The following is a 21,600-nucleotide window of genomic DNA, read 5'->3' on the forward strand; positions in this document are numbered from 1 at the left end:
GGGGGCAGTATGAATTCGGGCAAGGTTGCTCTGATCACCGGCATTACGGGGCAGGACGGTTCTTATCTCGCCGAATTCCTGCTGGAGAAGGGATACCGGGTACACGGAATTAGGCGGCGGTCATCTCTCCCGAACGACCAGCGTATTGGCCATCTGGTGGAGGAAAACTCCAATTCCGGGGTTACCCTGCACTATGGTGACCTCTCCGACGGTTCCGGCCTGACGCGTCTCGTCCGCGACATTGTCCCGGACGAAATCTACAATCTGGGCGCCCAGTCCGACGTCCAGGTCTCGTTCGAAGCCCCCGAATATACGGCCGATGTCGACGGCCTCGGCGCCTTGCGCCTGCTGGAAGCCATTCGCCTGCTCGGGCTCGAGGAAAAGACCCGCTTTTACCAGGCCTCGACGTCAGAACTCTACGGCCTGGCCCAGGAGACGCCGCAGCGGGAAACGACGCCCTTTTATCCGCGCTCGCCCTATGCCGTGGCAAAGCTCTTCGCACACTGCACCACAATCAACTATCGCGAGGCCTATGGCATCTATGCCTGCAACGGCATTCTCTTCAACCACGAGAGCCCCCGCCGCGGCGAAACGTTCGCAACGCGCAAGATCACGCGAGGTCTATGCAATATCGCGCTGGGGCTGGAGCGCTGCCTCTACATGGGCAATGTCGACGCCCTGCGCGACTGGGGCCATGCGAAGGACTATGTCCGCATGCAATGGCTGATGCTGCAACAGGACATTCCCGAAGACTTCGTGATTGCCACCGGCAAGCAGTATTCGGTGCGCGAATTCATCCGTTGGGCGGCATCGGACCTGGGTATCACGCTGGAGTTTTCCGGCTCGGGCGCCGATGAGATCGGAACCGTCGCCCGCCTCGAACACGACCTAGCGCCCCATCTGCGCGTGGGCGACGTCATCCTCCGCATAGATCCGAAATATTTCCGCCCAACCGAGGCTGATGCCCTGCTCGGAGACCCGGCCAAGGCAAGGGAAAAGCTTGGTTGGGTCCCCGAGATCAGCGCCCGCGACATGTGCCGCGAAATGGTCGAGGCCGACTACAAGGCAGCGCAACGCCAAGTCTTGTTGGCCCAGGGCACATAACTTCCTGGCGCAGCAAGAATTTGGAACCCGTAGACGGCCCGGCATGGTCGCCAATGGATACTTGGCGGCTGCCAGCCCTCGCTGTTCTCAAACAGTTGTCTGAGGTATCAACAACTCGAACAGGGCCGAATGATCCCTGTCTCCCAAGCCCTCCGCCAGCGCCTGCTGCATGATCTGCAGCAGGTTCGATGCATGCGGTAAGGAGAGGTCGAGGGTTTTCGCCGCTTCCGTGGCAAGGCCGATGTCTTTCAGGTGCAGGCGAATGCGGAAGCCTGGGTCGAAGGTGCCTTTGATCATGCGCTCGCCATGCACTTCGAGAATGCGCGAGGAGGCGAAGCCGCCCATCAGGGCGCTGCGGACCTTGGCGGGATCGGCGCCAGCCGCCTGAGCGAAGGCGAGGCCTTCGGCGACGGCCTCGATGGTCAGGCCGACGATGATCTGATTGGCGACCTTTGCAACCTGGCCATCACCGACTTCGCCAATACGGTTGATGTTCTTGCCCATGAGTTCGAAGAGCGGCTTGGCGCGGGCGAAGTCCGCTTCGGAGCCGCCGACCATGATGGTGAGCGTAGCCGCCTTGGCGCCGACTTCGCCGCCGGAGACTGGGGCGTCGAGGTATCCGACGCCCTTTTCGGCGATGCGTTTCGCAAATTCACGCGTGGCCACAGGAGAGATGGAGCTCATGTCGATGACGAGCTTACCGGAGGAGAGGCCCTCTGCTACGCCCGCTTCGCTGAAGAGCGCATTTTCGACGTCAGGGGTGTCGGGGACCATCAGGATGACAATGTCAGCGGCCTCGGCGACGGCTTTGGCGCTGTCGAGCGCCTTGCCGCCGGCTTCGACCAGATGCTGTGAGACATCCTTTACCCGGTGCAGGAAGACTTCGTGGCCGGCTGCGATGAGATGGCCGGCCATGGGACGGCCCATGACGCCGAGGCCAATGAAACCGATCTTCATGCCTGCGTCCTCCAAGGTTCGAACCAGCCGAGTCCGGCGCTGGTGCCTGCCTTTGGCTTGTATTCGGCGCCGACCCAGCCGGAGTAGCCAGACTCATCCAGTGCCTTGAAGATATTGGGATAGTTGACTTCGCCCGTGCCCGGCTCGTGGCGGCCGGGATTGTCGGCGATCTGCACATGGGCGATGCGCGACTGCAGGCGCAGGAAGGCAGGGATCAGGTCCCCCTGCACCACCTGCATGTGGTAGAAATCATACTGCAGGTAGAGGTTTTCGTGCTTCACCGCCGCGGCGATGCGCTCGTAGTCGTCGGTAGAGTTGATCAGGAAACCGGGGATGTCGCGGGTATTGATCGGCTCGACGAGGAGCTTGATGCCGGCATCGGCAAAGCGCGGCGCGGCGTAGCGCAGGTTGTCGATCAGAACCAATTCGAGGGCCGAGCGATCGTAGCCTTCCGGGGCAATGCCGGCGAGGCAATTGACCTGGCAGCAACCGGTTGCCTTCGCATATTCTATGGCTTTCTCAATGCCTTGACGAAACTCGACGATCCGGTCGGGATGACAGGCAATGCCGCGCTCGCCCGCGGCCCAATTGCCGGCCGGCAGGTTGAACAGCGCTTGGGTGAGGCCGTGCTGGTCGAGCAGAGCCTTCAGTGCGGACGGCTCCTGATCATAGGCGCCGACATATTCGACAGCCTTGAAGCCATCGGCAGCGGCGGCAGCGAACCGTTCCATGAAAGGCAGTTCGGGATAGAGCATTGAAAGATTGGCGGAAAAGCGCGGCACGGGTCAGGCTCCCTTGAGCGGGCCGGGATAGGCGATGAAATCGCCACCACGGGCAGCTTTGAGATAATTCAGCGCGTGGACCTGGCCAACCATTTCCAGCTCTTCGCGATAGACCGGATCATGCCAGCCTTCGATATCGATGGAGCCGGACCAGCCGGCAAGGCGCAGTTCGGAAATGACGTCGAACCAGTTGGTATCGCCAAAGCCGGGCGTGCGCATCCAGACGGCCTTTTCCTTGCCGCCATAGCCTTGGGACTTGATGACATCCCAGCGAATGGTCGCGTCCTTGCCGTGGACGTGGAAGAACTTGTGCGCCCACTTCCGGATTTGGAGAATGGGATCAATCAGATAGACCATCTGATGGCAGGGCTCCCATTCGAGCCCGAGATTGTCTTCCGGCACCTCGTTGAACATCATTTCCCAGGCGTCGGGATTGTGAGCGATGTTCCAGTCGCCGGTTTCCCAATTGCCGCGCATGGAGCAGTTTTCGAAGGCGATTTTTACGCCTTTGTCGGCAGCACGCTTTGAGAGCTCGGACCAGACTTTCTTGAATTGCGGCAGGCTTTCGGGGAGCGGCCGATTGCGGATGCGACCGGTAAAGCCGGCGACGCAGGTGGCACCAAAATGGTGGGCATTGTCGATCAGCGCTTCCCAGCCGCGCAGGGTCTCGATGTCTTTGGGCTGCTCTTCCAAGGGGTTACCGAACATGCCGAGGGTCGAGATGGTGACGTCGCGATCGCCGATGACGTCCTTGAGACGCTTGGCGAGTTCGGGGAGGTCCTTGTTCACCGTCTGCCAGAAATAGGGCTCGATGCTTTCAAAGCCGTGCGGCAGGATTTTTTCGAGATAGCCAACTGGATCGGGCTCGTGGCCACGGATCATGGTGCCGATGCGGATGGCTTTTGGGTCAATGGCCATAAGTACTTCCCTTAAATGATGATTTCGACGCGACGGCCCGATGTGGAGCTGTCGATGGCTCCGAGGACCATGGCGAGGCTTTTGATGTTTTCACGGCTGACGGTTTCGGGCGTCGGCCCGCCGCGGGTGGCGGCAATGAAATCCGTGATGACGCCAAGATGGCCGCCGATGCGGTCGGCGGGGTCTAGTGCTGGAATTTCAATGGCTTGCGTGTCGGGGAGGAGTTTTCCCGCGACGTGGGGGAGCGAGCGCTCGGCGCGAATGTCGTCGGCGCCGTCCCAGAGGATGGAGCCTTCGGTGCCGGTGATGCGCCAGGTGCTTTCCCAGGAGGTGCGGAAGCCCGGAGCCGCCCAGGAACCGCGGTAAGTCATTACGGCGCCTTGCGAAAAACGGAAGCTGGCAAAGGCCGAGGCATCACGCTCGTACCAGGAACCGGCGGGGTTCCACTCCTCGGCATAGACCGACGTTGCGGCATCGTCGATGACGAAGCGGGCGGCGTCGAAAGTGTGGACCGCCATGTCCAGAAGGAGGACGTGGGGCATCTGCTCGCGGAAGCCGCCGAAGTGAGGATCGAGGAAGAAATCGCAGTGAACGCCGGTGATTTCGCCGATGGCGCCGGACGCCACGAGGCGGCGGATGCGGCGGAGCTGGGCGAGGTAGCGGCGGTTCTGGATGACGACGTGGAGGCGACCCGCGGCTTCGGCACGGGCGACTAAATCGCGAGCCTGATCAAGGGTTTCGGCCATGGGCTTTTCCGACAGCACATGGGCGCCCGCGCTCAGGGCGGTCGAAACGATGTCGTGGCGGACAGCGGGGATGGCGACGTCGAAGACGATCTCGGGCGTCAGTTTGGCGAGCATGGATTTGAGATCGGTGCCGATCTCGGGATTGATATTCTGCTCGGTGGCGCGGGCTTCGGCATTGGCGGGATTGATGTCGACGATGCCGACAATATCGACGCCGCCCACGGTTTTGACGGCTTCGAGCCACTTGCGGCTCATGGCGCCGGCGCCGGTCAACACGGCACGCTGATTGGTGGTCATTTGGCTAGCAGACTGTTCACGTTGAGAGGGCGGAGAGGCGGGTGCGATGAAGCATGCGCTTGTTTCTGGGATCGGGATTGGGAACGGCCGAAATCAGGGCGCGGGTGTAATCGGCGTCAGGGGCGGTGCAGATCTTTTCGGCGGGACCGACTTCGACCAGCTTGCCGCGATGCATGACGGCGACGCGATCGCAGAAATAGCGAACGACGGAGATGTCGTGGGAGATGAAGATGAAGGAGAGATCGAGGCGGCTCTGAATTTCGAGCAGCAGGTCGAGGATCTGGCTGCGGATGGAAACATCGAGCGCGGAGGTCGCTTCGTCGGCGATGATGATGCGCGGGTCGAGCGCCAGGGCCCGGGCGATGCCGATGCGCTGGCGCTGGCCGCCGGAGAAGGCGTGGGGGTAGCGCTCCATGACGTCGGGCGAGAGACCGACAAGGCGGAGAAGTTCGGCGACTTTTTCCTCGATCTGCTTTGCCGAAAGCTTGCCTTCGACGACCAGGGGATCGCCGATGATCTGGCGGATGGTCATGCGCGGATTGAGCGAGGCGAAGGGGTCCTGGAAGATCAGGCGGACGTCGGCGTGGAATTTTCTGAGGTCGGCTTTGGAGAGCGCGGTGACGTCGATCTCCTTGCCGTCCTTTTGACGGTAGAGAACCTTCCCCGCGGTTGGCTCGACGGTGCGGAGGATGAGGCGGCCTAGCGTGGTCTTGCCAGAACCAGATCGCCAACGACGCCGAGGTTTTCACCGGCGTGGAGGACGAGACTGACATCGTCCACTGCCTTGAGGGCGAATTTCTTTGTGCCCAAAAATCCCTTTGCGCCGCCATAGACCTTGGTGAGATCCTTTAGCGTCAGGATCGGCTGCGGCGTGACGACGGCCTCGGCGCGGGCGTCGGCGGGTTGCTCGAGTTTCAGCGTCGAGGCAAGAAGGCGCTGGGTGTAGGCGTGCTGCGGGGCATGGAAGATTTCGTCCACGGTGCCGGTTTCGACGATGCGGCCAAAACGCATGACGGCGACATCATCGGCGACTTCGGCGACGACGCCCATATCGTGGGTGATGAGCAGCATGGCCATGCCGCGTTCGGTCTGGAGGCGCTTGATGAGGTCGAGGATTTCGGCCTGGGTGGTGACGTCGAGCGCCGTGGTTGGTTCATCGGCGATGAGGATGTCGGGATTGCAGGCCAGCGCCATGGCGATCATGGCGCGCTGGCGCATGCCACCGGAGAACTCGAACGTGTAGCGATCGGCCATTTCGGCGGGGTTGGGGATTTCAACCTGGCCGAGCAGTTCAACGGTACGGGCACGGGCGGCGCGTTTGTCGAGCTTTGAGTGGAGGCGCACGACTTCGTCGATCTGGCTGCCGATGGTGTGGACCGGCGAGAGCGACGACATCGGCTCCTGGAAGATGAGACCGATGCGGGCGCCGCGGACGGCGCGGACTTCGGCGCTGTTGGAGGCGAGCTGGGCGAGGTCGGTCTCGTTACCCTCGGCGCGAAGGATGATCCGGCCACCCACCATGAGGCCGGGCTTGTCGACGATGCGCATGAGCGAGCGGGCAGTGACGGATTTGCCGGAGCCGCTCTCGCCGACCAGCGCAAGGGTGCGGCCGCGGTGCAGCTCAAAGCTCACATCGCGAACGGCGTGGAGAATGTGGGTGCGGAGGTGAAAATCGAGGGAGAGATTTTCGACGCTGAGGACGGGCTTTTCCATATTTTGCTCCTCAGGTCTCATAGGGGTCGGCGGCATCGCGGAGGCCATCGCCGAAGAAGTTGAAGGAGAGGACGGCGATCACGACGGCAAGGCTTGGCCAGATGAGGAGCCAGGGCGCGGTCGAGATGGAGCGAATGTTCTGCGCATCCTGCAGCAGCACGCCCCAGGAGACGACGGGAGCCTTGAGGCCGACGCCGAGGAAGGAAAGCGAGGTTTCCGCGATAATCATCGAAGGGACGGCAAGGGTCGTCACGGCGAGAATGTGGCTCGTCAGCGAGGGCAGGATATGGCGGAAGATGACGCGGCGCTCGGAGGAGCCGTCGAGCTTGGCGGCGGTGACAAAATCCTCGTTCCGCAGCGAGAAGAAGCGGCCGCGGACTTCACGGGCCAGACCCGTCCAGCCGAGGAGCGAGACGATTATGGTGATGACGAAATAGACGTGGATTGGCGACCAAGTGAGCGGGATGGCGGCGGCAAGACCGAGCCAGAGCGGAATGGTGGGCATGGCGCTGACGACTTCGATAACGCGCTGGATGATCGTATCCACCCAGCCACCAAAATAGCCGGAAATGGAGCCGAGGACGACGCCGAGGAACAGCGACATGCAGACGCCGATCAGGCCGATCGACATGGAAATGCGGGTGCCATAGATCAGCCGGCTGAGGAGATCGCGGCCAAGGCGATCGGCGCCGAGCAGGTACATGGTCTGGCTGGGATCAAGCGGGCCGATCAGGTGGCGATTGCTCTCGAAGAGGTTCCAGAACTTGTAGGTGGGGCCTTCAACGAACAGGCCAACGGGGATCACCACGGAGTCGTCCACGACGAAGGTGCGGCGGAGTGCGGCCTTGTCGATCTCGACCTTGTAGCCCTTTACGTGCAGTTGGAATTCGCCGCTCGGGGTGAAGAGGCCGAGGGATTGGGGCGGCGCGTAAGTGTATTGCGCGCGGCTGGTGTCAGGCAGGCCAGGCGCCAGGAATTCGGCGAAGGCGCCGATCAGATAAAGGACCAAAATGACGCCGCCGCAGAAGAGGGCGACTTTCTGGTTGAGGAATTTGCGCCAGATGAGGGTCCACTGGCCGGCGGCGGCATCGGAGATCGGGTCGATGCCGGGCTTGAGGCCGGAAATGGCGGGGCCGTCTTCGGCAAGTTTGGCATCGAGGGCGGGCGTTACAGTCATCGCATCACCTCAGTTATATCGGATGCGCGTATCGAGCAGCGCGAGCAGGATGTCGGAAATGAGCATCCCCACCAGGGTCAGCACGCTCAAAAGCAGGATGAAGCTGCCGGCGAGATACATGTCCTGCGCAACAAGCGCCCGGAGGAGCAGCGGGCCGGCCGTGGGCAGATTGAGCACGATGGCAGTGATGGTGACGCCGGAAACGAGTTCGGGCAGCACCCAGCCGATGGCCGAAACGAAGGGATTGAGCGCAATCCGCACCGGGTATTTCACGATGACCTTGTATTCCGGCAGGCCCTTGGCGCGGGCGGTCGTCACATAGGGCTTTGAGAGCTCGTCGGTGAGATTGGCGCGGAGGATGCGGATCATTGCCGCGGTGCCGGACATGCCGATGACGAGGATGGGAATCCAGAGGTGGAGAATGAGGTCCCAGAGTTTCCCCATGCTCCAGGGCGCATCGACATATTCGGGCGAGAAGAGACCGCCGACCGACTGGCCGAAGACGCGGAAGGACACGTACATCAGCGTCAGGGCCAGGATGAAGTTTGGCACCGCAAGGCCGATGAAGCCGAAGAAGGTGAAGACGTGGTCGCCGATGGAATTGCGGCGCACGGCGGAATAGATGCCGATGGGCAGGGAGACGGCCCAGACGAGGATGAGCGCGGCAAAGGAAATGGCGAGGGTCGAGCCCATGCGCGACCAGATGACCTCGGAAACCGGCTGGTTCCACTCGAAGGAAAAGCCGAAATCGCCGCGGGTGATTATGCCCAGCATCCACTTGCCGTATTGGATCCAGATGGGCTGATCCAAGCCGTACTGGGACCGCAGGCGCTCGACGGTCGCGGGATCGATGGGCGAACCGCCATCGGCGAGCGTCGAAAGCAGCGAAGTCAGATAGTCGCCCGGCGGCAACTGGATGATGGCGAACGAGATGATCGACATGCCGATCAGGGTCGGGATCATGTAGACCAGTCGCTTCAAGATATAGTTCAGCATTGCCGCTCCTCTTTCGGCTTTGCGGGGTGGCTCGGCGGGTAAGCGTCGGGCCGGGTGGTCTGTTGAGAGCTTTGGGGCTCCCGTCACCCCCTCCTAGCCTCCCCCATCAAGGGGGAGGTATCGGCCGGTGATTTTGGGGCGCTTAGTGGCCCCGCTATTTTCTCGGTGTCATCCCCGCGAAAGCGGGGATCTCCATTTCGGAGAGGGATTCCCGCTTTCGCGGGAATGACGCCGTGACTGGGACAAAATCCGTGTCGTGGGGTTCCTCACTCCCAAGCGAGATGGACCACCTCCATGGTCTCGATCTCTGTGATGTCGACCGTTGCACGGTCGCCCGAGATTCGGAATGGGACGTCCTTGCCGGCGACCAGGAGACTGGCTGATTTCACCGTCTTGCCCTTGGGAATTTCGAGCGTGGCGGTGAGCGGGCCGACCGGCCATGTGTCGCGCAACGGGCCCTTCATCATCATCGGATTGGTGAGGTTCAGGAGGCACAGCGCCCTGCCCTTTTCGTCCTCGTGGAGGCCCACATCGAAGACGCCGCGGCCGGTGACTTCGATCTCGGGCTCCTTGCCGAGTGCCCATTTGACAGCATTGGCGATGAGGCGCCCCTGATCCTCAGCCATGTAGGTCCAGAAGACTTCGCCGATATTCCAGGGAATGTAGACGACACGGCCGCCGGCTTCGGTGGTGCGGGCCGAGACGCCGACACCCTGGGGCGGCAGGCGGGGATAGACTTCTTCCATCGGCAGGTCCGGGAAGTCCGGGACTTTTAGGAACGGCTGTTCGAGCGTGGTGGTCGGCTCGACGCCGACATCCTCGGTGCCGCCGATGATGCGCTGGGCGCTGCCGAAACCGGTGTTTATGGGGTGGTTGCCGTTGATCGAAACATAGGAATTACGAACGCCAGCGCGCGGGGCCGCGGTCATCTTGACGCCGAAGACGTCGGCGAGGCCGAAGTCGGATCGGGCAGCGCCCTTTTCGTCGTAGAGCGAGGTTTGGTGCGCCGCGACGACAGAACCGCCTTCGGCGACGAAATCGCGAAGAGCCTGGCACTGGGCGTCGGAGAGATAGGTGGCGTTGGCGAGAATGACGAGCTTGTAGCGGCGCAGCTCCTCGATGGTCATGATCTGGTCGGAGAGGAACTCGAAGGGCAGACGGGCTTCGACGAGGGCGTGGTAAAAGCCCATGTCGTTGAGTTCCGCGAGGTGCCGCTTGTCGGGATCCCAATGGCGCAGAGTCGTTGCCGGGTCGATGATCGCGATCTCGGCCTTGGGCAGCATGGAGCCGATGACCGGCTCGACCTTGGCGTGCAGGTTGAACGCATTGGCCGTGGGCTGGACCCAGCGGTCATCGGGAATGCAGGCATTGAACTTGGTGAACCAGGGGAACAGACCCTGGGTGATACCGGCGTGAATCCACTGTTCGATTTCGGGGCCTGTCTGCACCGAATCCTTCCAGCGCGGGATTTCCTCGGGACCAATGGAGGTGATGAGGCCCACTGGCCGGTCGCGAAAAGTGGCGCGGATGCGCTTGCCATTGCGGCCGGCCGACCAGGCGGGCTCGACATTGCGGCGGCCCTGATGATCGACGAACAGAATGGGGCAATGCTTCTTGATGACCGAGAGGTCGAATTCCATGAGCGAGGAACCGCTCATATTGGGAATGAAGCTGGCGTGCGGTTTTACCTTTTTGACCTCGGTGTCCCAATGTGCGACGAGTTTTGTCAGCGTCGTGCGGCGCCAGGCGGCCCAGGCCTGCCAGACGGGGTCGGAGGCGGTGCTGGTTTCAGGCAGCTCAAAACCGCTGGCGGCTCTAAAATTGTCTTCGCAGGCTTTGCAGTAGCAGACCCCGTGGCCCTGCCAGCGATTGCCGAAGAGCGCGTCGATGTCGTATTTCTCGGCGATCTCGACGATGACCTTGGTCATGAAATCGAAATTGTAGCTCGAATAGGCGCAGGTGACGTAGATGCCGGGCATGGCCCAGTGTTCGCGCGGCTTACGGTCGACAGTCAGCGACACCCATTCGGGATGCGCCTCGGCGGCATCGGCGTGGATGGCGTGCGGATCGACGCGGGCCATGACGTGCATGTCGAGTTTTCGCGCCTCGGCCACCAGCGTGCCGAACGGGTCGGTGTCGCCGATGAATTTCGAGACGTAGTGGAGCGGGATTTCGCTCGGATAGTAAGCGATATAGCCGCCGGCCGAGAGGCAGATGGCGTTGGACTTGGTGCGCTTGAACACGTCGACCCAGAAGGCGGGATCGTAGCGCTGCGGGTCGTCCTCAACGAAAGTGAGCTGGGTCCAGCGCGTGGCGGTCTTGTACCAGTCGGGCGTGCGCAGACTGGACGTGGCTGGGCTGTCTTCGATTTTTAGCATCGGACGATCCGGTGTTTTGAGAGAGGAGTGCACCGGCGGCGGTCAACCGCCGGTGCCGAGCTGACGTTGGGAGGGGTCAGCTAATGTAATATTGCTCGGGATTGGTCGGCGCAGGCGTCGGATAGCCCCAGGAATTGGGCATGACGGGCTGCACGTTCTTGAGGCGATTGGCGAGAATGCCATAGCCATCGAGCGGCAGGGTGATGCCGAAGACGTAGAACTCGTCGGCCGCGATCTGCAGGATTTCGGCCATCAGCTCGTTCTGCTTGGCCGGGTCGCTCGACTGGCGCAGTTCGTTATAGGCTTCGAACTGACGCTTGGTGGCTTCCGGCGGCTCGACGGCATCGACGGAATTCTTGTCGTTGTACCAGATCTGCCAACCCTTGGCGTACATGGCCTCGGTGGTGTTGGGGAAGAAGTAGCGCGGATCGAGAATGGCGACGATGCCGCCATTGCCGCCGAACTTGTGCACGGTGGCGTCATATTCGCCGCCCTGGCGGACGCGAACTTCCCAGAGCGAGCGGTCCATGGTGCGCATCTGCGCATCGATGCCGACGGCGCGGAGCATGGGCAGGACGAGCTGGAACGAGTCAACGAATGTCTGGCGGACCTGGTCGATCTCGAAAATGATCGAGACGCGCTGGCCGTTTTCATAGAGGCGAATGCCCTCGCCATCCTTGTTGGGGATGATGGTGTCGAGCAGTTCATTGGCCTTGGCGACATCGTAAGCCGTGAACTGGGTCGCGAGCTGCTCGTTGTAGAGCGGGTCTTCGGGACGAACGGCGGGCTGGGCCGGAGCGCCCTGGCCGATGAAGATGGTGTCGATGACGGCCTGGCGGTCGATCGAGTGGCTGAGGGCCGCGCGGAAATCCTTGTTCTGATAAAGGGCGCGCTTGATCGGATCGGGATGGGTCAGGTTGAGCTGGAACACCATCTCGTTCGGTTCGGTCGAGGTGGTGGTGTAGAACCCGTACTGACCGGTTTCCTGCCCGTCATAGAGCACGGCGCGATTGGCCGGGGTGCAGATCCACTGGTCGAGAAGGTCGATCTCGCCCTGCAGGGCTTTGAGCAACAGCACTTCGTTGTCGGCTGCCACGGCGTAGCTGATGCGGTCGATATAGGGGAGCTGGTTGCCGTCGGTATCGACCTTGAAATAGTAGGGATTGCGCTCGGAAATCGAGAACTCGGCAGACTCGCCAATGGGCTGGGTCACGGTCCAGCCGAAAAGCGTCGGCATGTCCTTGTTCTTGAAGATTTCGCCATCGACCGCGATGCCGCTCTTGATCTGGAAGAGCTGGACCCAGCCGGTCAGGCCCTGGTCGGTCGCGAGCTTGTTCGCATCGGGATTGTACTTGATGTGGAACTGCTCGAGGTAGTGGCGCGGGGTGCGGGTGGTGCGGTCGTCATTGGCCCAGGCGAGGCGCAGCGGCAGGAGGCCATTGGGCTGGTTGAAGACGATGCGGAAGGTGAGCGCGTCAACCTTCTCGAATTTTGCCGTGCTGCCATCGACCGAGCGGAGCGGGGTCGGCGGGGACTGGGCCAGCTCTTCGTTTAGGAGAATGTCCTCGTAGAAGAACATCACGTCGTCAGTGGTGAAGGGCGTGCCATCGGACCACTTGTGGCCTTCGCGCAGCTTGAAGGTATAGGCCGTCGCGTCTTCGTTGGCCTCAAAGCTTTCGGCCACATTGGGGATGACGCCACCAAAGTCCGGAGTGTAGCGCACCAGCGGCTCATAGCCCTGATAGCGGTGCATCATGTTGAGAGAGCCGCCGCCGACAAGCGCCGCGCGCAGATCGCCACCATATTTGCCGACGCTTTCGAACGGCTGGACCACCATGGGGTTGAGCGGCAGGCGTTCGGCCAGCGGCGGAATGGTGCCGGCGGCAACGGCCTCGGCGAGCGCCGGCGCTTCCTTGAGCGGTGCCTGTGCGAAGGCTGGGATGGCCGGCAGCACGAGAGCGGCGCCGGTCGCAGCCAGGAATGTTCTCCGAGAAATATTGGTCATCGATCCCTCCTCAGCTCGGGCGACCTAACGCGTCGCTCTTCAAGCTAACACTAGCCAACCAAGACCTAATTGTTAGGTCAATAGGCATACTGAAATCGTTACAACGAAAATTTTTCGCGGCACATATCATTGTTTTATATGCGCTATTGGCGCCACAACAGACAAAACTTGCGCATAAATATTGGCGTGCTAGAACCTAACAAAACACGAAGGTGTGCGCTTGAAGAAAATCACGCTGCAAGAGATTGCCGATCAGTTGGGGGTATCCAAATTCGCCGTGTCGCGCGCGCTGTCCGGCAAGGATGGCGTCAGCGGGGAGACGCGCGAACGGGTGACGGCCAAGGCGCTGGAACTGGGCTATCTGCGCGCGGCCGATGTGGCGGCGATGCGGCCGGCCATCCATATCATCTTCAACGACCATGATCCGGTGAACAGCGAGCTCTGGATGCAGATGCAGAACGGCATCCAGCGCGAGGCGGACAGCTCTGGATACCAGGTGCAGATCCACTGGACGGTCGAGCCGGAGCGGGTCGAAAACATCGCGCGAGCGAGCGCCGGCATCGTGCTGGTGGGCCAGCATGACGTGAAGACACTGGCGGCGCTGAAAGCGGTCGGGCGGCCGGTGGTGCGGCTGGGCTGGGTGCTGCCACTGGAACAGGTCGACCAGGTGACGGGCGCCGACCACGAGGCGGGCAATGCCATTGGGCAGTACCTGATTGCGCGCGGTCATAAGCGGATTGGCTTCGTGCACGGCAGCCGGGTGCTGCGGGGCCGCATGGAGCGCCTGTTCGGCCTGCGGGAGGCTTTGCTGACGTCGGATCAGGCGAGTGTCGTGGAAGTGCAGTTTGGCGAAGAGGGCTTTGCCAATGCCTTCCTCGCGCTCAAGACCGAAGGGGAACTGCCCACGGCGCTGTTCTGCGCGCATGACAGCCTTGGGGTGCATGTGGTGTCCGAACTGCACCGGATGGGGCTACGCGTACCCGACGACATTTCGGTTGTCGGCTATGGCGACTTTGCTGCCGCGACGCAGATTTCGCCGCCGCTGACGACAGTGCGCCTGCCGGGTGCCGACATGGGCATTGCCGCATTCCGCCTGCTGCTCGAACGGATGAACAGCAATCGGCACCCGCTGCCACCGCAGCGACTGATGCTGGTGCCAACCCTGGTGGAGCGCGGCTCCGTAAGGTCGCTGGACTAGTTCAGCGCGTTCTTCACGATCCGCCCATTGGCCATGATGATAGGCATGTGGGCGCCATCGTTCTGCAAGAGAGAAATGTCCGAGAGCGGATCACCATCGACCACCAGGAGGTCGGCAAAGGCGCCTTCCGCGACGATACCGACCTGGCCTTCGAGGCGGCAGAGTTTGGCGCCGATCACGGTGGCGGAACGGATGATCTCCTGCGGGGTGAGCACCTTGGCGAGGAGTTCGAATTCCATGCCGTGATATTTTCGGAGCTGACCGAGAAGGTCGGAGCCGAAGGCCATGGGGAGGCCGGCATCGCGCATGATTTCGAGCGAGCGGAGGCCCCCGCTGCGAACCACCTCGATCTTGGCGAATTCGGCGGCGCCGAGGCCGAGCGCTTCGCCTTCAAGGGCGAGCGCGTCGTAGGCGACGAGGGTGGGGACGGCGATGCAGCCCTTTTCGGCGGCTTTTTTGGCGGTGTCGGGCTCGATCAGGTTGCAGTGTTCGAGCGAATGGACACCGAGTTCGACGCAGCGGGCGATGGACTTGTCAGTATAGACGTGGGCGGCGACGTACATGCCCGCGTTTTCGGCCTCTTCGACCATGGCGAGGATTTCGTCGCGCGAATACTGGATCGAGTGGATCGGGTCATTGGGCGAGGAGACGCCGCCATTGGCCATGACCTTGATGAAGTTGACACCCTCCTTGATCATCGTCCGGCAGGCGGCGCGGACATTGTCGACGCCGTCGACGATGAGGCCCATGGAGCCCAGGCGATCGGAGAAGAGACCCGGACGATCGTCGGTGCGTTGGCGCAGGTCGGCATGGCCGCCGGTGGTGGTAAGGCCCTTGCCGCAGATGATGAGGCGGGGGCCGGCGATGAGGCCTTCATTGACCGCGCGGACGAGGCCGTAATCGGCGCCGCCGAGATCGCGCAGGGTGGTAAAACCGCGCTGCAGGGCTTCTTCCATCACGCGCGCAGAGCGCAGGGCGGCGAGTGAGGCCGGGGCGATCATGTTGGCCCAGAGGTCGAGCGTTTCGGCAACGACATGGACATGGCAATCCACGAGGCCAGGCATGATGGTTTTGCCGGCGAGGTCGATCACTTCCACGCCGTCCGGGCGCGCAAGGCCGGTGCCGATGGCGGCGATGCGCTGGTCGGTGACCAGCACCTCGAGCCCCTGCCGCAGGATGCCAGCTTCGGCATCGAGGACATTGCCGCCAGTGAAAAGATAAGACGTGGTCATGAAAGCAACTCAGCGGTTGTGACAGGCAACCATCTGGCCCCCTCGCGGGCGGTCAGGGCAGGTTCGGTGGTCTTGCAGACGGCGGTGACGAGGGGGCAGCGCGTATGGAAGGGGCAGCCGCTCGGCTTCTTCGTCGCGCTGGGGATATCGTCATTGGTGGCGCTAAAGCTGTGGCGTTTGCGCGGATCGCGCGAGGGCGCCGAGCGCATCAGAAGTTCGGTATAGGGGTGGCCCGGCTCGGCAAAGATGCGCGTTTTGGGGGCGATCTCGACGATCTTGCCCAGATACATGACGGCGACGCGATGGGAGATGAATTCGACGACGCCGAGGTCGTGCGAAATCGACAGGTAGGAGACGCCGAGGTCGCGCTGCAGATCGCTGAGGAGATTGAGGATCTGCGCCTGCACCGACACGTCGAGCGCCGAAACCGGCTCGTCGCAGACGATGACGTCGGGGTTGAGGGCCAGGGCGCGGGCAATGCCGATACGCTGGCGCTGACCGCCGGAAAACTGATGGGCGAAGTTGTCGGCCTGATCGGGACGGAGGCCGACGCGCTCCATGAGCTCGGCGACGCGCGTTTCGCGCTCGGCCGGGGTGCCGACCTTATGAATGTCGAGCGGGGCGCGAATGATGTCCTTTACCCGCTGGCGCGGATTGAGGGACGAGAACGGGTCCTGAAAGACGATCTGCATGCGGCGGCGATAGCTTTTGAGCGCCGCGCGATTGAAGCCGCGGATTTCCTGACCGTCGAACTGCACGCGGCCGCCGGTCGGCTTGACGAGGCCCATCAGGGCAAGACCGGTCGTCGACTTGCCGCAGCCGCTTTCGCCCACGAGGCTGAGTGTTTCGCCGCGCTGGAGCGAGAAGCTGACGCCATCGACGGCCTTTACGGCGCCAACCTGGCGCTGGAAGACGCCGGAGCGGATGGGGAAGTGGACTTCGAGATTTTCGACCGAGAGCAAGGGGGTGCGATCAGGCTGCATCGTCGTGCTCCCAGCAGGCGGCCCAGTGTCCGGGGCGTTTTTCTTCGAATGGCGGACGCTCTTCAAGGCACCGCGCCGAGGCATTGGCGCAGCGCGGGGCGAAGGCACAGCCCTTGGGCAGGTTCCAGAGCGGGGGAACGGTGCCCGGAATATCGGCCAGACGATCGCCGGCTTCGCTCGACGCGCCGGCACCGGGAACGGCGCCCATCAGGCCGATCGTATAGGGGTGGAAGGGGCGGTCGAAGAGATCGTAGATGCTCGCTTCCTCGACCTTGCGGCCCGCATACATGACGATGACGCGATCGGCCACTTCCGAGACGACGCCGAGATCGTGGGTGATGAGGATTTGGGCGGTGCCGAGGCGCTTTTGCAGGTCCGAAATCAGGCCAAGGATCTGCGCCTGAATTGTGACGTCGAGCGCCGTGGTCGGCTCGTCGGCGATGATAATCTTTGGATCGCAGGCAAGGGCCAGGGCGATCATGGCGCGCTGGCGCATGCCGCCCGAGAGTTCGTGCGGAAACTGGGTGGCGCGGCGCTCCGGGTCGGGCATCTGCACGAGGCGCAGGACGTCGACAGCGCGGGCATCGGCTTCGCGCCGGTTGCACTTGCGGTGCTGCCTCACGGATTCAGCGATCTGCTCGCCGATGCGCAGCACGGGGTTGAGCGCCGAAAGCGGTTCCTGGAAGATCATGGCGATCTTTTCACCACGAAAGTCTTCCACCTGCCGCTGGTTCATGGCGAGAAAATCCTGGCCATCTATGAGAACCTTGCCGCCGGCAATGGTGGCTGCATCAGGCAGGAGCCGGAGGAGAGACAGGGCGGTCATGGATTTGCCGCAGCCGCTTTCCCCGACGATGCAGAGAGTTTCCCCTGCCCTGACCGAGAAGCTCATGTCGGAGACGACGGCAAAAGCGCCATTGACGCCCCTGATCTCGATATCGAGATCGGAGACTTGCAGAACCGGGACATGGGTTGCTGTGTTCATTTCGCTCATTGCCGTCGTCTCCAATGCCGGGCTAGTGGGGCACGCCCGGCATGTTGAGGGTCTTAGTCGGTGGCGCCTTCGAGGTTGCCGACCATGAAACCGTAGTCGCCGCTATGGACGAGGTTACGGGTGAGGTGCTGCATGATCATCACGCCATTGGCGAAGGGCGTCGGGATCTCTTCGAGCACTTCGAACGTGTAGGGGCTGACGACGCGACCGAGCAGTTGGCCGCCCTTGATGACTTCGCCATTGGCCGGGGCCAGCGGTTCGAGCCAACCGCCCTGGCTCGGACGAATGCCGGCCAGTTCATTGACGACGATCTGCTTGGGATTGGTCCACGGATCGCCCGGAATGGCGCCGATGGTTTTCAGCATGTTGAGCACGCCGTCGACGGTCTGCTTCACGTAGGGGGTCTGGTCGACGATACCGCCGCCGAGCTCGATCACGGCAACCGGGATATTGCGGGTGTCGATGGTCACCGACTTGGTGGTGCCGCCAAAGACCGTGCCCTGCTTGTTCTCGACCGGACGGTAGAGAAGCTTCGAGCCAAAGGCGCGCGACAGGCGCTCGTCGTTCCAGATGTAGACATAGTCGACGGTCGGGCGATCGGTGCCCGAATGGAGGTCGATATGCACGTCGATGACATTGAGGAACTCATTGGTCATCGCATGGGCGAGCTGCTGGGAATAGGTGCCCTTGGGATTGCCTGGGAACTGGCGGTTAAGGTCGACCTTGTCGATGGTGGCAAAGCGCTCGTTGACGGCGAAGGCATAGGGATTGGCAACCGGGAGCAGGAGGATGCGACCCTTGAGGGGCTGGTCCTTGAGCGCACGGTAGAGATCGAGAATGGCCTGGGAGCCGGTGTTCTCATTGCCATGGATGGAGGCGGAAATGCCGATGGTGGGACCATCCTCTTCGCCGACCAGCTCGTGGATGAACAGCACTGCGTCGCTGCCATCGGCATGCGTCGTGAACTTGGGACGAAGCTGGTTGATGGATTTGACCATTCGAATATTCCTTTAGTTACTTTGCCTTGGCGGACTTGCCGCCGCCGCGAGAGAGCTGGCGGGGGTCGAGCACATCGCGCAGACCGTCGCCGAGTAGATTGAAGCCGAGCACCGTCACCATGATGGTCGCGCCCGAAACGATGGAGAGCCACGGCGCGTCACGCATGAAGCGGGTGCCATAGGCGAGGGTCCATCCCCAGGTCGGGGCCGGCGGCGGGAGGCCGAAGCCGAGGAAGCTCAATGCCGATTCCGAGATGATCGCCGTGCCAAGGCCGAGCGAGGCGAGGACGATGATCGGCCCAAGGGCATTGGGCAGGATTTCCTTGAAGATGATGCGGGCGGGGCTGGCGCCGAGGGCTTTCGCCGCCTGCACATAGTTCTGCTCGCGCAGCACCAGGGTCGTCGAGCGCACGACGCGGGCATATTCGGTCCAGGCGACAACGATGATGGCGAGCGCCACATTCATGATGCCCGGGCCAAGCACGGCGACGATGGCGAGGGCCAGCACGATGGCCGGGAAGCCGAGGAAGATGTCGGTGATCCGCATCAGGATCTGGTCGACCCAGCCGCCAAAGTAGCCGGCGACGAGACCGACCACCGTGCCGATGGCGGCTGAGACAGCCACTGCGATGACGGCGATGGTGAGCGAGATGCGGGCGCCGAAGACGAGGCGGGACCAGAGATCACGACCGAAATTGTCGGTGCCGAGGATGTGCTCCATCGTCGGGCCGTCGAAGCGATTGCGCATGTCCATCTGCTCGATGCCATGGGTCGCGACATAGGGCGCGAAAATGGCGAGGAGAATGATGGTCAGCGAGATCAGCGCGCCGACGACGAGCGAGACATTGGTGAAGGCTTTTGGCAAACGCATGGTCATCAACCCAACCGAATACGCGGGTCGACCGCTGCGTAGAGAAGATCCACCACCAGGTTCACGAGCGCGAAGACGATGGCGAAGGTGAGCACAATGCCCTGGATCAGCGGCAGGTCACGCTGCGAGATCGCGGCGATGGTGAGCTGCCCGAGGCCGGGCCAGGCAAAGATGGACTCGGTGAGGACGGCACCGCCGAGGAGCGCACCGAAGCGAAGGCCGATAACGCTGAGCACTGGGAGGAGCGCATTGCGGAGCGCGTGGCGGATGACGACGCGGCCCTTGCGCAGGCCCTTGGCATAGGCGGTTCGGACAAAGTCTTCGCGCAGCACTTCGAGCATGGAGGCGCGGACGAGGCGCGAGATAATGGCCGCCGAATTGGCCGCCAGCGCCAAGGCTGGCAGGGCGATGTGGCCGATGGAATCCCAGAGCACCTGTGGTCGGCCGGTGATGGCAGCAAGGAACGCCTCGGGGAGCGGCACGCCGCGGCCGATGGCGGGGAGCCAGCCGAGCTGTACGGCAAAGAGCAGCATCAGGAGGAGACCCAGCCAATAGACCGGCATGGAGACGCCGAGCTGTGCAAAGAGCATCGTCACCGTGTCGACCCAGGAGCCTTGGCGAATGGCGGCGAGGACGCCCAGCGTCAGGCCGATGAGGGTGGCAAGGATCAGCGCAACGACGGCGAGCTCGATGGTCGCGCCGAGACGGCCGAGAATGATCTCGGAGACCGGCTGGTTCTGGAAGATCGAGCGGCCCATGTCGCCTTGCAGGAGGGAAGCAAAATAGTCCCAGAGGCGAATGTACCAGGGGTCGTTCAACCCCAGGGTATTGCGCAGGGTTTCGATGGCTTCCGGCGTCGCATCCTGGCCGAGAAGAACGGCAGCGGGATCGCCCGGGATGATGAGCAGCAGGCCGAAAGTGACCACCACCATGCCGATGGCCATGGGGATGAGCAGCAGGAGCCGGCGGATGACATAGGCTACCATTGGCTTTGCCTCTGCGGGACTGGGTTACGCTCAGCCAAGGATCACCTCATCGAGCTTGCGGGGGAACTTGGTGAGGCTATCGGGCCCCTGTCCGGTGACGAGAACGGTATCGGCAAGGCGGAAGCCGCCGAGGCCCGGCACGTAGAGGGCGGGTTCGGAAGAGCAGACCATGTTGGGGAGGAGCACGGTATCGTCGCCCCCTTCCACCCATGGCGGCTCGTGGAACATGACGCCCATGCCGTGGCCGACGCGATGGAGGCAGAATTCGCTGACGCCCTGTTCGCGAATGAAGCCGAGGGCGCGATCATCGGCGGAGGAACAAGTGGCGCCGGCAATCAGACCCATCGTGCCGATGGCCTGGGCCTGCTGGGCAAGATTGTAGAAGCGTTCCTGCTCCTTGTTCGGCTCACCCAGAATGAAGGTGCGCTCGCTTTCGGCGGCGCGCCCACCCACCCGGCAGCCGAGAGAAAGAATCATGCTTTCTCCCCGCTGCGGGCGGTGGCCGGTCGGCATTCCGTGAGGGACAGCGGAACGCAGGCCGGAATAGACAAGCCCACCGGCAATGCCCTGCACGAGCATGATGTCCTCGTGCTCGCGATACATGGTATCGAGCGCATGGCGGATGATGTGGGCTTCGATCTCGATTTCGGTCGGCATGGTCTTGCCGGTACGCAGCGCCTCGCCGATGACGGCGACGCCAGCGGCAACCATGGAGTCGGAAATGCGCGCAGCTTCGCGCTGCAGCACCAGTTCTTCCGGGCGCTTGGTGAGACGCATTTTGCCCACGATGCTGGAGGCGCGCACCTTGGCATTGGGAAACGCGGTTTCGATCTGGCCGACACGTGCCAGGGAAATGCCGGGCGAATGCGCCACGGTGCCCTTGATGTCGCCGACAGCGCGGGCGAGCACGGCAAAGGGCCGGTCGCGGCCTGGAAATTCGAAATAGACGACGAGCTCCGCCGCGGTCTTCTGGTCGAGCGCGTGGTGACGCTCAAGTTCGGGCACCAGCAGATAGGCGTCGGTTTGCGTCAGCGCGAAAACGACGGGGCGCTCGGTGGTGTAGTGGGAAAAACCGGTCGTGTAGATGACGTCGTCATTGGAATCGAGCAGCAGCACGTCGACACCGTCTTCGGCCATGCGCGCACGAATGTCGCGATGGACGGATGCGTAATAGTCGGCGCTGAGGCGCTGGGAGAAGGCCATGGCGATGTCCTTGGAGTGGGGCCACAAGGCCGGCCGGCACCGAAGCGCCGGCCGGGATAGTC

General features: G+C 62.6%; 17 protein-coding genes and 1 pseudogene. 2 read left to right on the forward strand and 16 right to left on the reverse strand.

Annotated features, from left to right (window positions below; translation table 11 throughout):
- Positions 1 to 9 precede the first annotated feature (9 nt).
- The gene (gene gmd / locus NVV77_RS18690) at positions 10 to 1,104 is read left to right on the forward strand and encodes a GDP-mannose 4,6-dehydratase (RefSeq protein ID WP_295415449.1); all 1,095 of its coding nucleotides are present in this window, start codon (positions 10 to 12) and stop codon (positions 1,102 to 1,104) included.
- 87 nt (positions 1,105 to 1,191) lie between these two features.
- On the opposite strand, the gene NVV77_RS18695 is transcribed toward gmd, so the two are convergent.
- The 9 genes and pseudogenes from NVV77_RS18695 to NVV77_RS18735 all read right to left on the reverse strand — a co-directional run bounded on the left by NVV77_RS18695 (position 1,192) and on the right by NVV77_RS18735 (position 13,073).
- Positions 1,192 to 2,061, reverse strand: coding sequence for a 2-hydroxy-3-oxopropionate reductase (locus NVV77_RS18695; RefSeq protein WP_295415450.1), 870 nt, complete (start codon positions 2,059 to 2,061; stop codon positions 1,192 to 1,194).
- A complete protein-coding gene (otnI, locus tag NVV77_RS18700; RefSeq protein WP_295415451.1) occupies positions 2,058 to 2,843 on the reverse strand; it encodes a 2-oxo-tetronate isomerase in 786 nt (261 codons plus the stop codon). Before otnI ends, NVV77_RS18695 begins: the two co-directional genes overlap by 4 nt.
- A 3-nt stretch (positions 2,844 to 2,846) precedes the next feature.
- Positions 2,847 to 3,761, reverse strand: a complete 915-nt coding sequence (locus NVV77_RS18705; protein WP_295415452.1) for a sugar phosphate isomerase/epimerase — start codon at positions 3,759 to 3,761, stop codon at positions 2,847 to 2,849.
- A gap of 11 nt (positions 3,762 to 3,772) precedes the next feature.
- Positions 3,773 to 4,804 (reverse strand): Gfo/Idh/MocA family oxidoreductase, encoded by a 1,032-nt coding sequence (locus tag NVV77_RS18710; protein WP_295415453.1) that lies wholly within the window; start codon positions 4,802 to 4,804, stop codon positions 3,773 to 3,775.
- A gap of 16 nt (positions 4,805 to 4,820) precedes the next feature.
- A pseudogene (locus tag NVV77_RS18715) lies at positions 4,821 to 6,517 on the reverse strand (ABC transporter ATP-binding protein).
- A gap of 10 nt (positions 6,518 to 6,527) precedes the next feature.
- The gene (locus tag NVV77_RS18720; RefSeq protein ID WP_295415454.1) at positions 6,528 to 7,694 is read right to left on the reverse strand and encodes an ABC transporter permease; all 1,167 of its coding nucleotides are present in this window, start codon (positions 7,692 to 7,694) and stop codon (positions 6,528 to 6,530) included.
- A 9-nt stretch (positions 7,695 to 7,703) separates the two neighbouring features.
- Positions 7,704 to 8,690 carry an ABC transporter permease gene (locus NVV77_RS18725; RefSeq protein ID WP_295415455.1) on the reverse strand — a complete coding sequence of 329 codons (987 nt, stop codon included), beginning with the start codon at positions 8,688 to 8,690 and terminating at the stop codon, positions 7,704 to 7,706.
- Between the two features lie 266 nt (positions 8,691 to 8,956).
- Positions 8,957 to 11,068, reverse strand: coding sequence for a family 10 glycosylhydrolase (locus NVV77_RS18730; protein WP_295415456.1), 2,112 nt, complete (start codon positions 11,066 to 11,068; stop codon positions 8,957 to 8,959).
- A gap of 76 nt (positions 11,069 to 11,144) precedes the next feature.
- A complete protein-coding gene (locus NVV77_RS18735; RefSeq protein WP_295415457.1) occupies positions 11,145 to 13,073 on the reverse strand; it encodes an ABC transporter substrate-binding protein in 1,929 nt (642 codons plus the stop codon).
- Between the two features lie 214 nt (positions 13,074 to 13,287).
- On the opposite strand from NVV77_RS18735, the gene NVV77_RS18740 reads away from it, so the two are divergent.
- A complete protein-coding gene (locus tag NVV77_RS18740) occupies positions 13,288 to 14,271 on the forward strand; it encodes a LacI family DNA-binding transcriptional regulator (RefSeq protein WP_367178652.1) in 984 nt (327 codons plus the stop codon).
- Here the strand turns inward: NVV77_RS18740 and NVV77_RS18745 are convergent.
- From NVV77_RS18745 to NVV77_RS18775, 7 genes are all read right to left on the reverse strand, one after another.
- Entirely contained in the window at positions 14,268 to 15,503 is a 1,236-nt protein-coding gene (locus NVV77_RS18745) for an amidohydrolase family protein (protein WP_295415459.1), read from the reverse strand. The genes NVV77_RS18740 and NVV77_RS18745 overlap by 4 nt on opposite strands.
- Positions 15,500 to 16,486 carry an ABC transporter ATP-binding protein gene (locus NVV77_RS18750; protein WP_295415460.1) on the reverse strand — a complete coding sequence of 329 codons (987 nt, stop codon included), beginning with the start codon at positions 16,484 to 16,486 and terminating at the stop codon, positions 15,500 to 15,502. The genes NVV77_RS18745 and NVV77_RS18750 overlap by 4 nt, the downstream gene beginning before the upstream one ends.
- Complete coding sequence (locus NVV77_RS18755; RefSeq protein WP_295416229.1) at positions 16,476 to 17,471, reverse strand: ABC transporter ATP-binding protein; 996 nt, start codon at positions 17,469 to 17,471, stop codon at positions 16,476 to 16,478. Before NVV77_RS18755 ends, NVV77_RS18750 begins: the two co-directional genes overlap by 11 nt.
- 62 nt (positions 17,472 to 17,533) lie before the next feature.
- A complete protein-coding gene (locus NVV77_RS18760) occupies positions 17,534 to 18,478 on the reverse strand; it encodes a succinylglutamate desuccinylase/aspartoacylase family protein (RefSeq protein WP_295415461.1) in 945 nt (314 codons plus the stop codon).
- A gap of 16 nt (positions 18,479 to 18,494) precedes the next feature.
- A complete protein-coding gene (locus tag NVV77_RS18765) occupies positions 18,495 to 19,349 on the reverse strand; it encodes an ABC transporter permease (protein ID WP_295415462.1) in 855 nt (284 codons plus the stop codon).
- A gap of 5 nt (positions 19,350 to 19,354) precedes the next feature.
- Positions 19,355 to 20,335, reverse strand: coding sequence for an ABC transporter permease (locus tag NVV77_RS18770; RefSeq protein WP_295415463.1), 981 nt, complete (start codon positions 20,333 to 20,335; stop codon positions 19,355 to 19,357).
- Positions 20,336 to 20,365: 30 nt separating this feature from the next.
- The gene (locus NVV77_RS18775; RefSeq protein WP_295415464.1) at positions 20,366 to 21,538 is read right to left on the reverse strand and encodes a Xaa-Pro peptidase family protein; all 1,173 of its coding nucleotides are present in this window, start codon (positions 21,536 to 21,538) and stop codon (positions 20,366 to 20,368) included.
- Between the last annotated feature and the right edge of the window lie 62 nt (positions 21,539 to 21,600).

This window comes from Devosia sp. (genome assembly GCF_024707125.1).
GTDB lineage: Bacteria > Pseudomonadota > Alphaproteobacteria > Rhizobiales > Devosiaceae > Devosia.

What these genes read in the sequence shown, in the direction of transcription:
- NVV77_RS18775 (WP_295415464.1), bottom strand. Translation starts at nt 21,538, where the DNA reads ATGGCCTTCTCCCAGCGCCTCAGCGCCGACTATTACGCATCCGTCCAT.
- NVV77_RS18720 (WP_295415454.1), bottom strand. Translation starts at nt 7,694, where the DNA reads ATGACTGTAACGCCCGCCCTCGATGCCAAACTTGCCGAAGACGGCCCC.
- NVV77_RS18760 (WP_295415461.1), bottom strand. Translation starts at nt 18,478, where the DNA reads ATGGTCAAATCCATCAACCAGCTTCGTCCCAAGTTCACGACGCATGCC.
- NVV77_RS18755 (WP_295416229.1), bottom strand. Translation starts at nt 17,471, where the DNA reads ATGAACACAGCAACCCATGTCCCGGTTCTGCAAGTCTCCGATCTCGAT.
- NVV77_RS18750 (WP_295415460.1), bottom strand. Translation starts at nt 16,486, where the DNA reads ATGCAGCCTGATCGCACCCCCTTGCTCTCGGTCGAAAATCTCGAAGTC.
- gmd (WP_295415449.1), top strand. Translation starts at nt 10, where the DNA reads ATGAATTCGGGCAAGGTTGCTCTGATCACCGGCATTACGGGGCAGGAC.
- NVV77_RS18705 (WP_295415452.1), bottom strand. Translation starts at nt 3,761, where the DNA reads ATGGCCATTGACCCAAAAGCCATCCGCATCGGCACCATGATCCGTGGC.
- NVV77_RS18710 (WP_295415453.1), bottom strand. Translation starts at nt 4,804, where the DNA reads ATGACCACCAATCAGCGTGCCGTGTTGACCGGCGCCGGCGCCATGAGC.
- NVV77_RS18770 (WP_295415463.1), bottom strand. Translation starts at nt 20,335, where the DNA reads ATGGTAGCCTATGTCATCCGCCGGCTCCTGCTGCTCATCCCCATGGCC.
- NVV77_RS18765 (WP_295415462.1), bottom strand. Translation starts at nt 19,349, where the DNA reads ATGCGTTTGCCAAAAGCCTTCACCAATGTCTCGCTCGTCGTCGGCGCG.
- NVV77_RS18730 (WP_295415456.1), bottom strand. Translation starts at nt 11,068, where the DNA reads ATGCTAAAAATCGAAGACAGCCCAGCCACGTCCAGTCTGCGCACGCCC.
- NVV77_RS18745 (WP_295415459.1), bottom strand. Translation starts at nt 15,503, where the DNA reads ATGACCACGTCTTATCTTTTCACTGGCGGCAATGTCCTCGATGCCGAA.
- NVV77_RS18695 (WP_295415450.1), bottom strand. Translation starts at nt 2,061, where the DNA reads ATGAAGATCGGTTTCATTGGCCTCGGCGTCATGGGCCGTCCCATGGCC.
- NVV77_RS18725 (WP_295415455.1), bottom strand. Translation starts at nt 8,690, where the DNA reads ATGCTGAACTATATCTTGAAGCGACTGGTCTACATGATCCCGACCCTG.
- NVV77_RS18735 (WP_295415457.1), bottom strand. Translation starts at nt 13,073, where the DNA reads ATGACCAATATTTCTCGGAGAACATTCCTGGCTGCGACCGGCGCCGCT.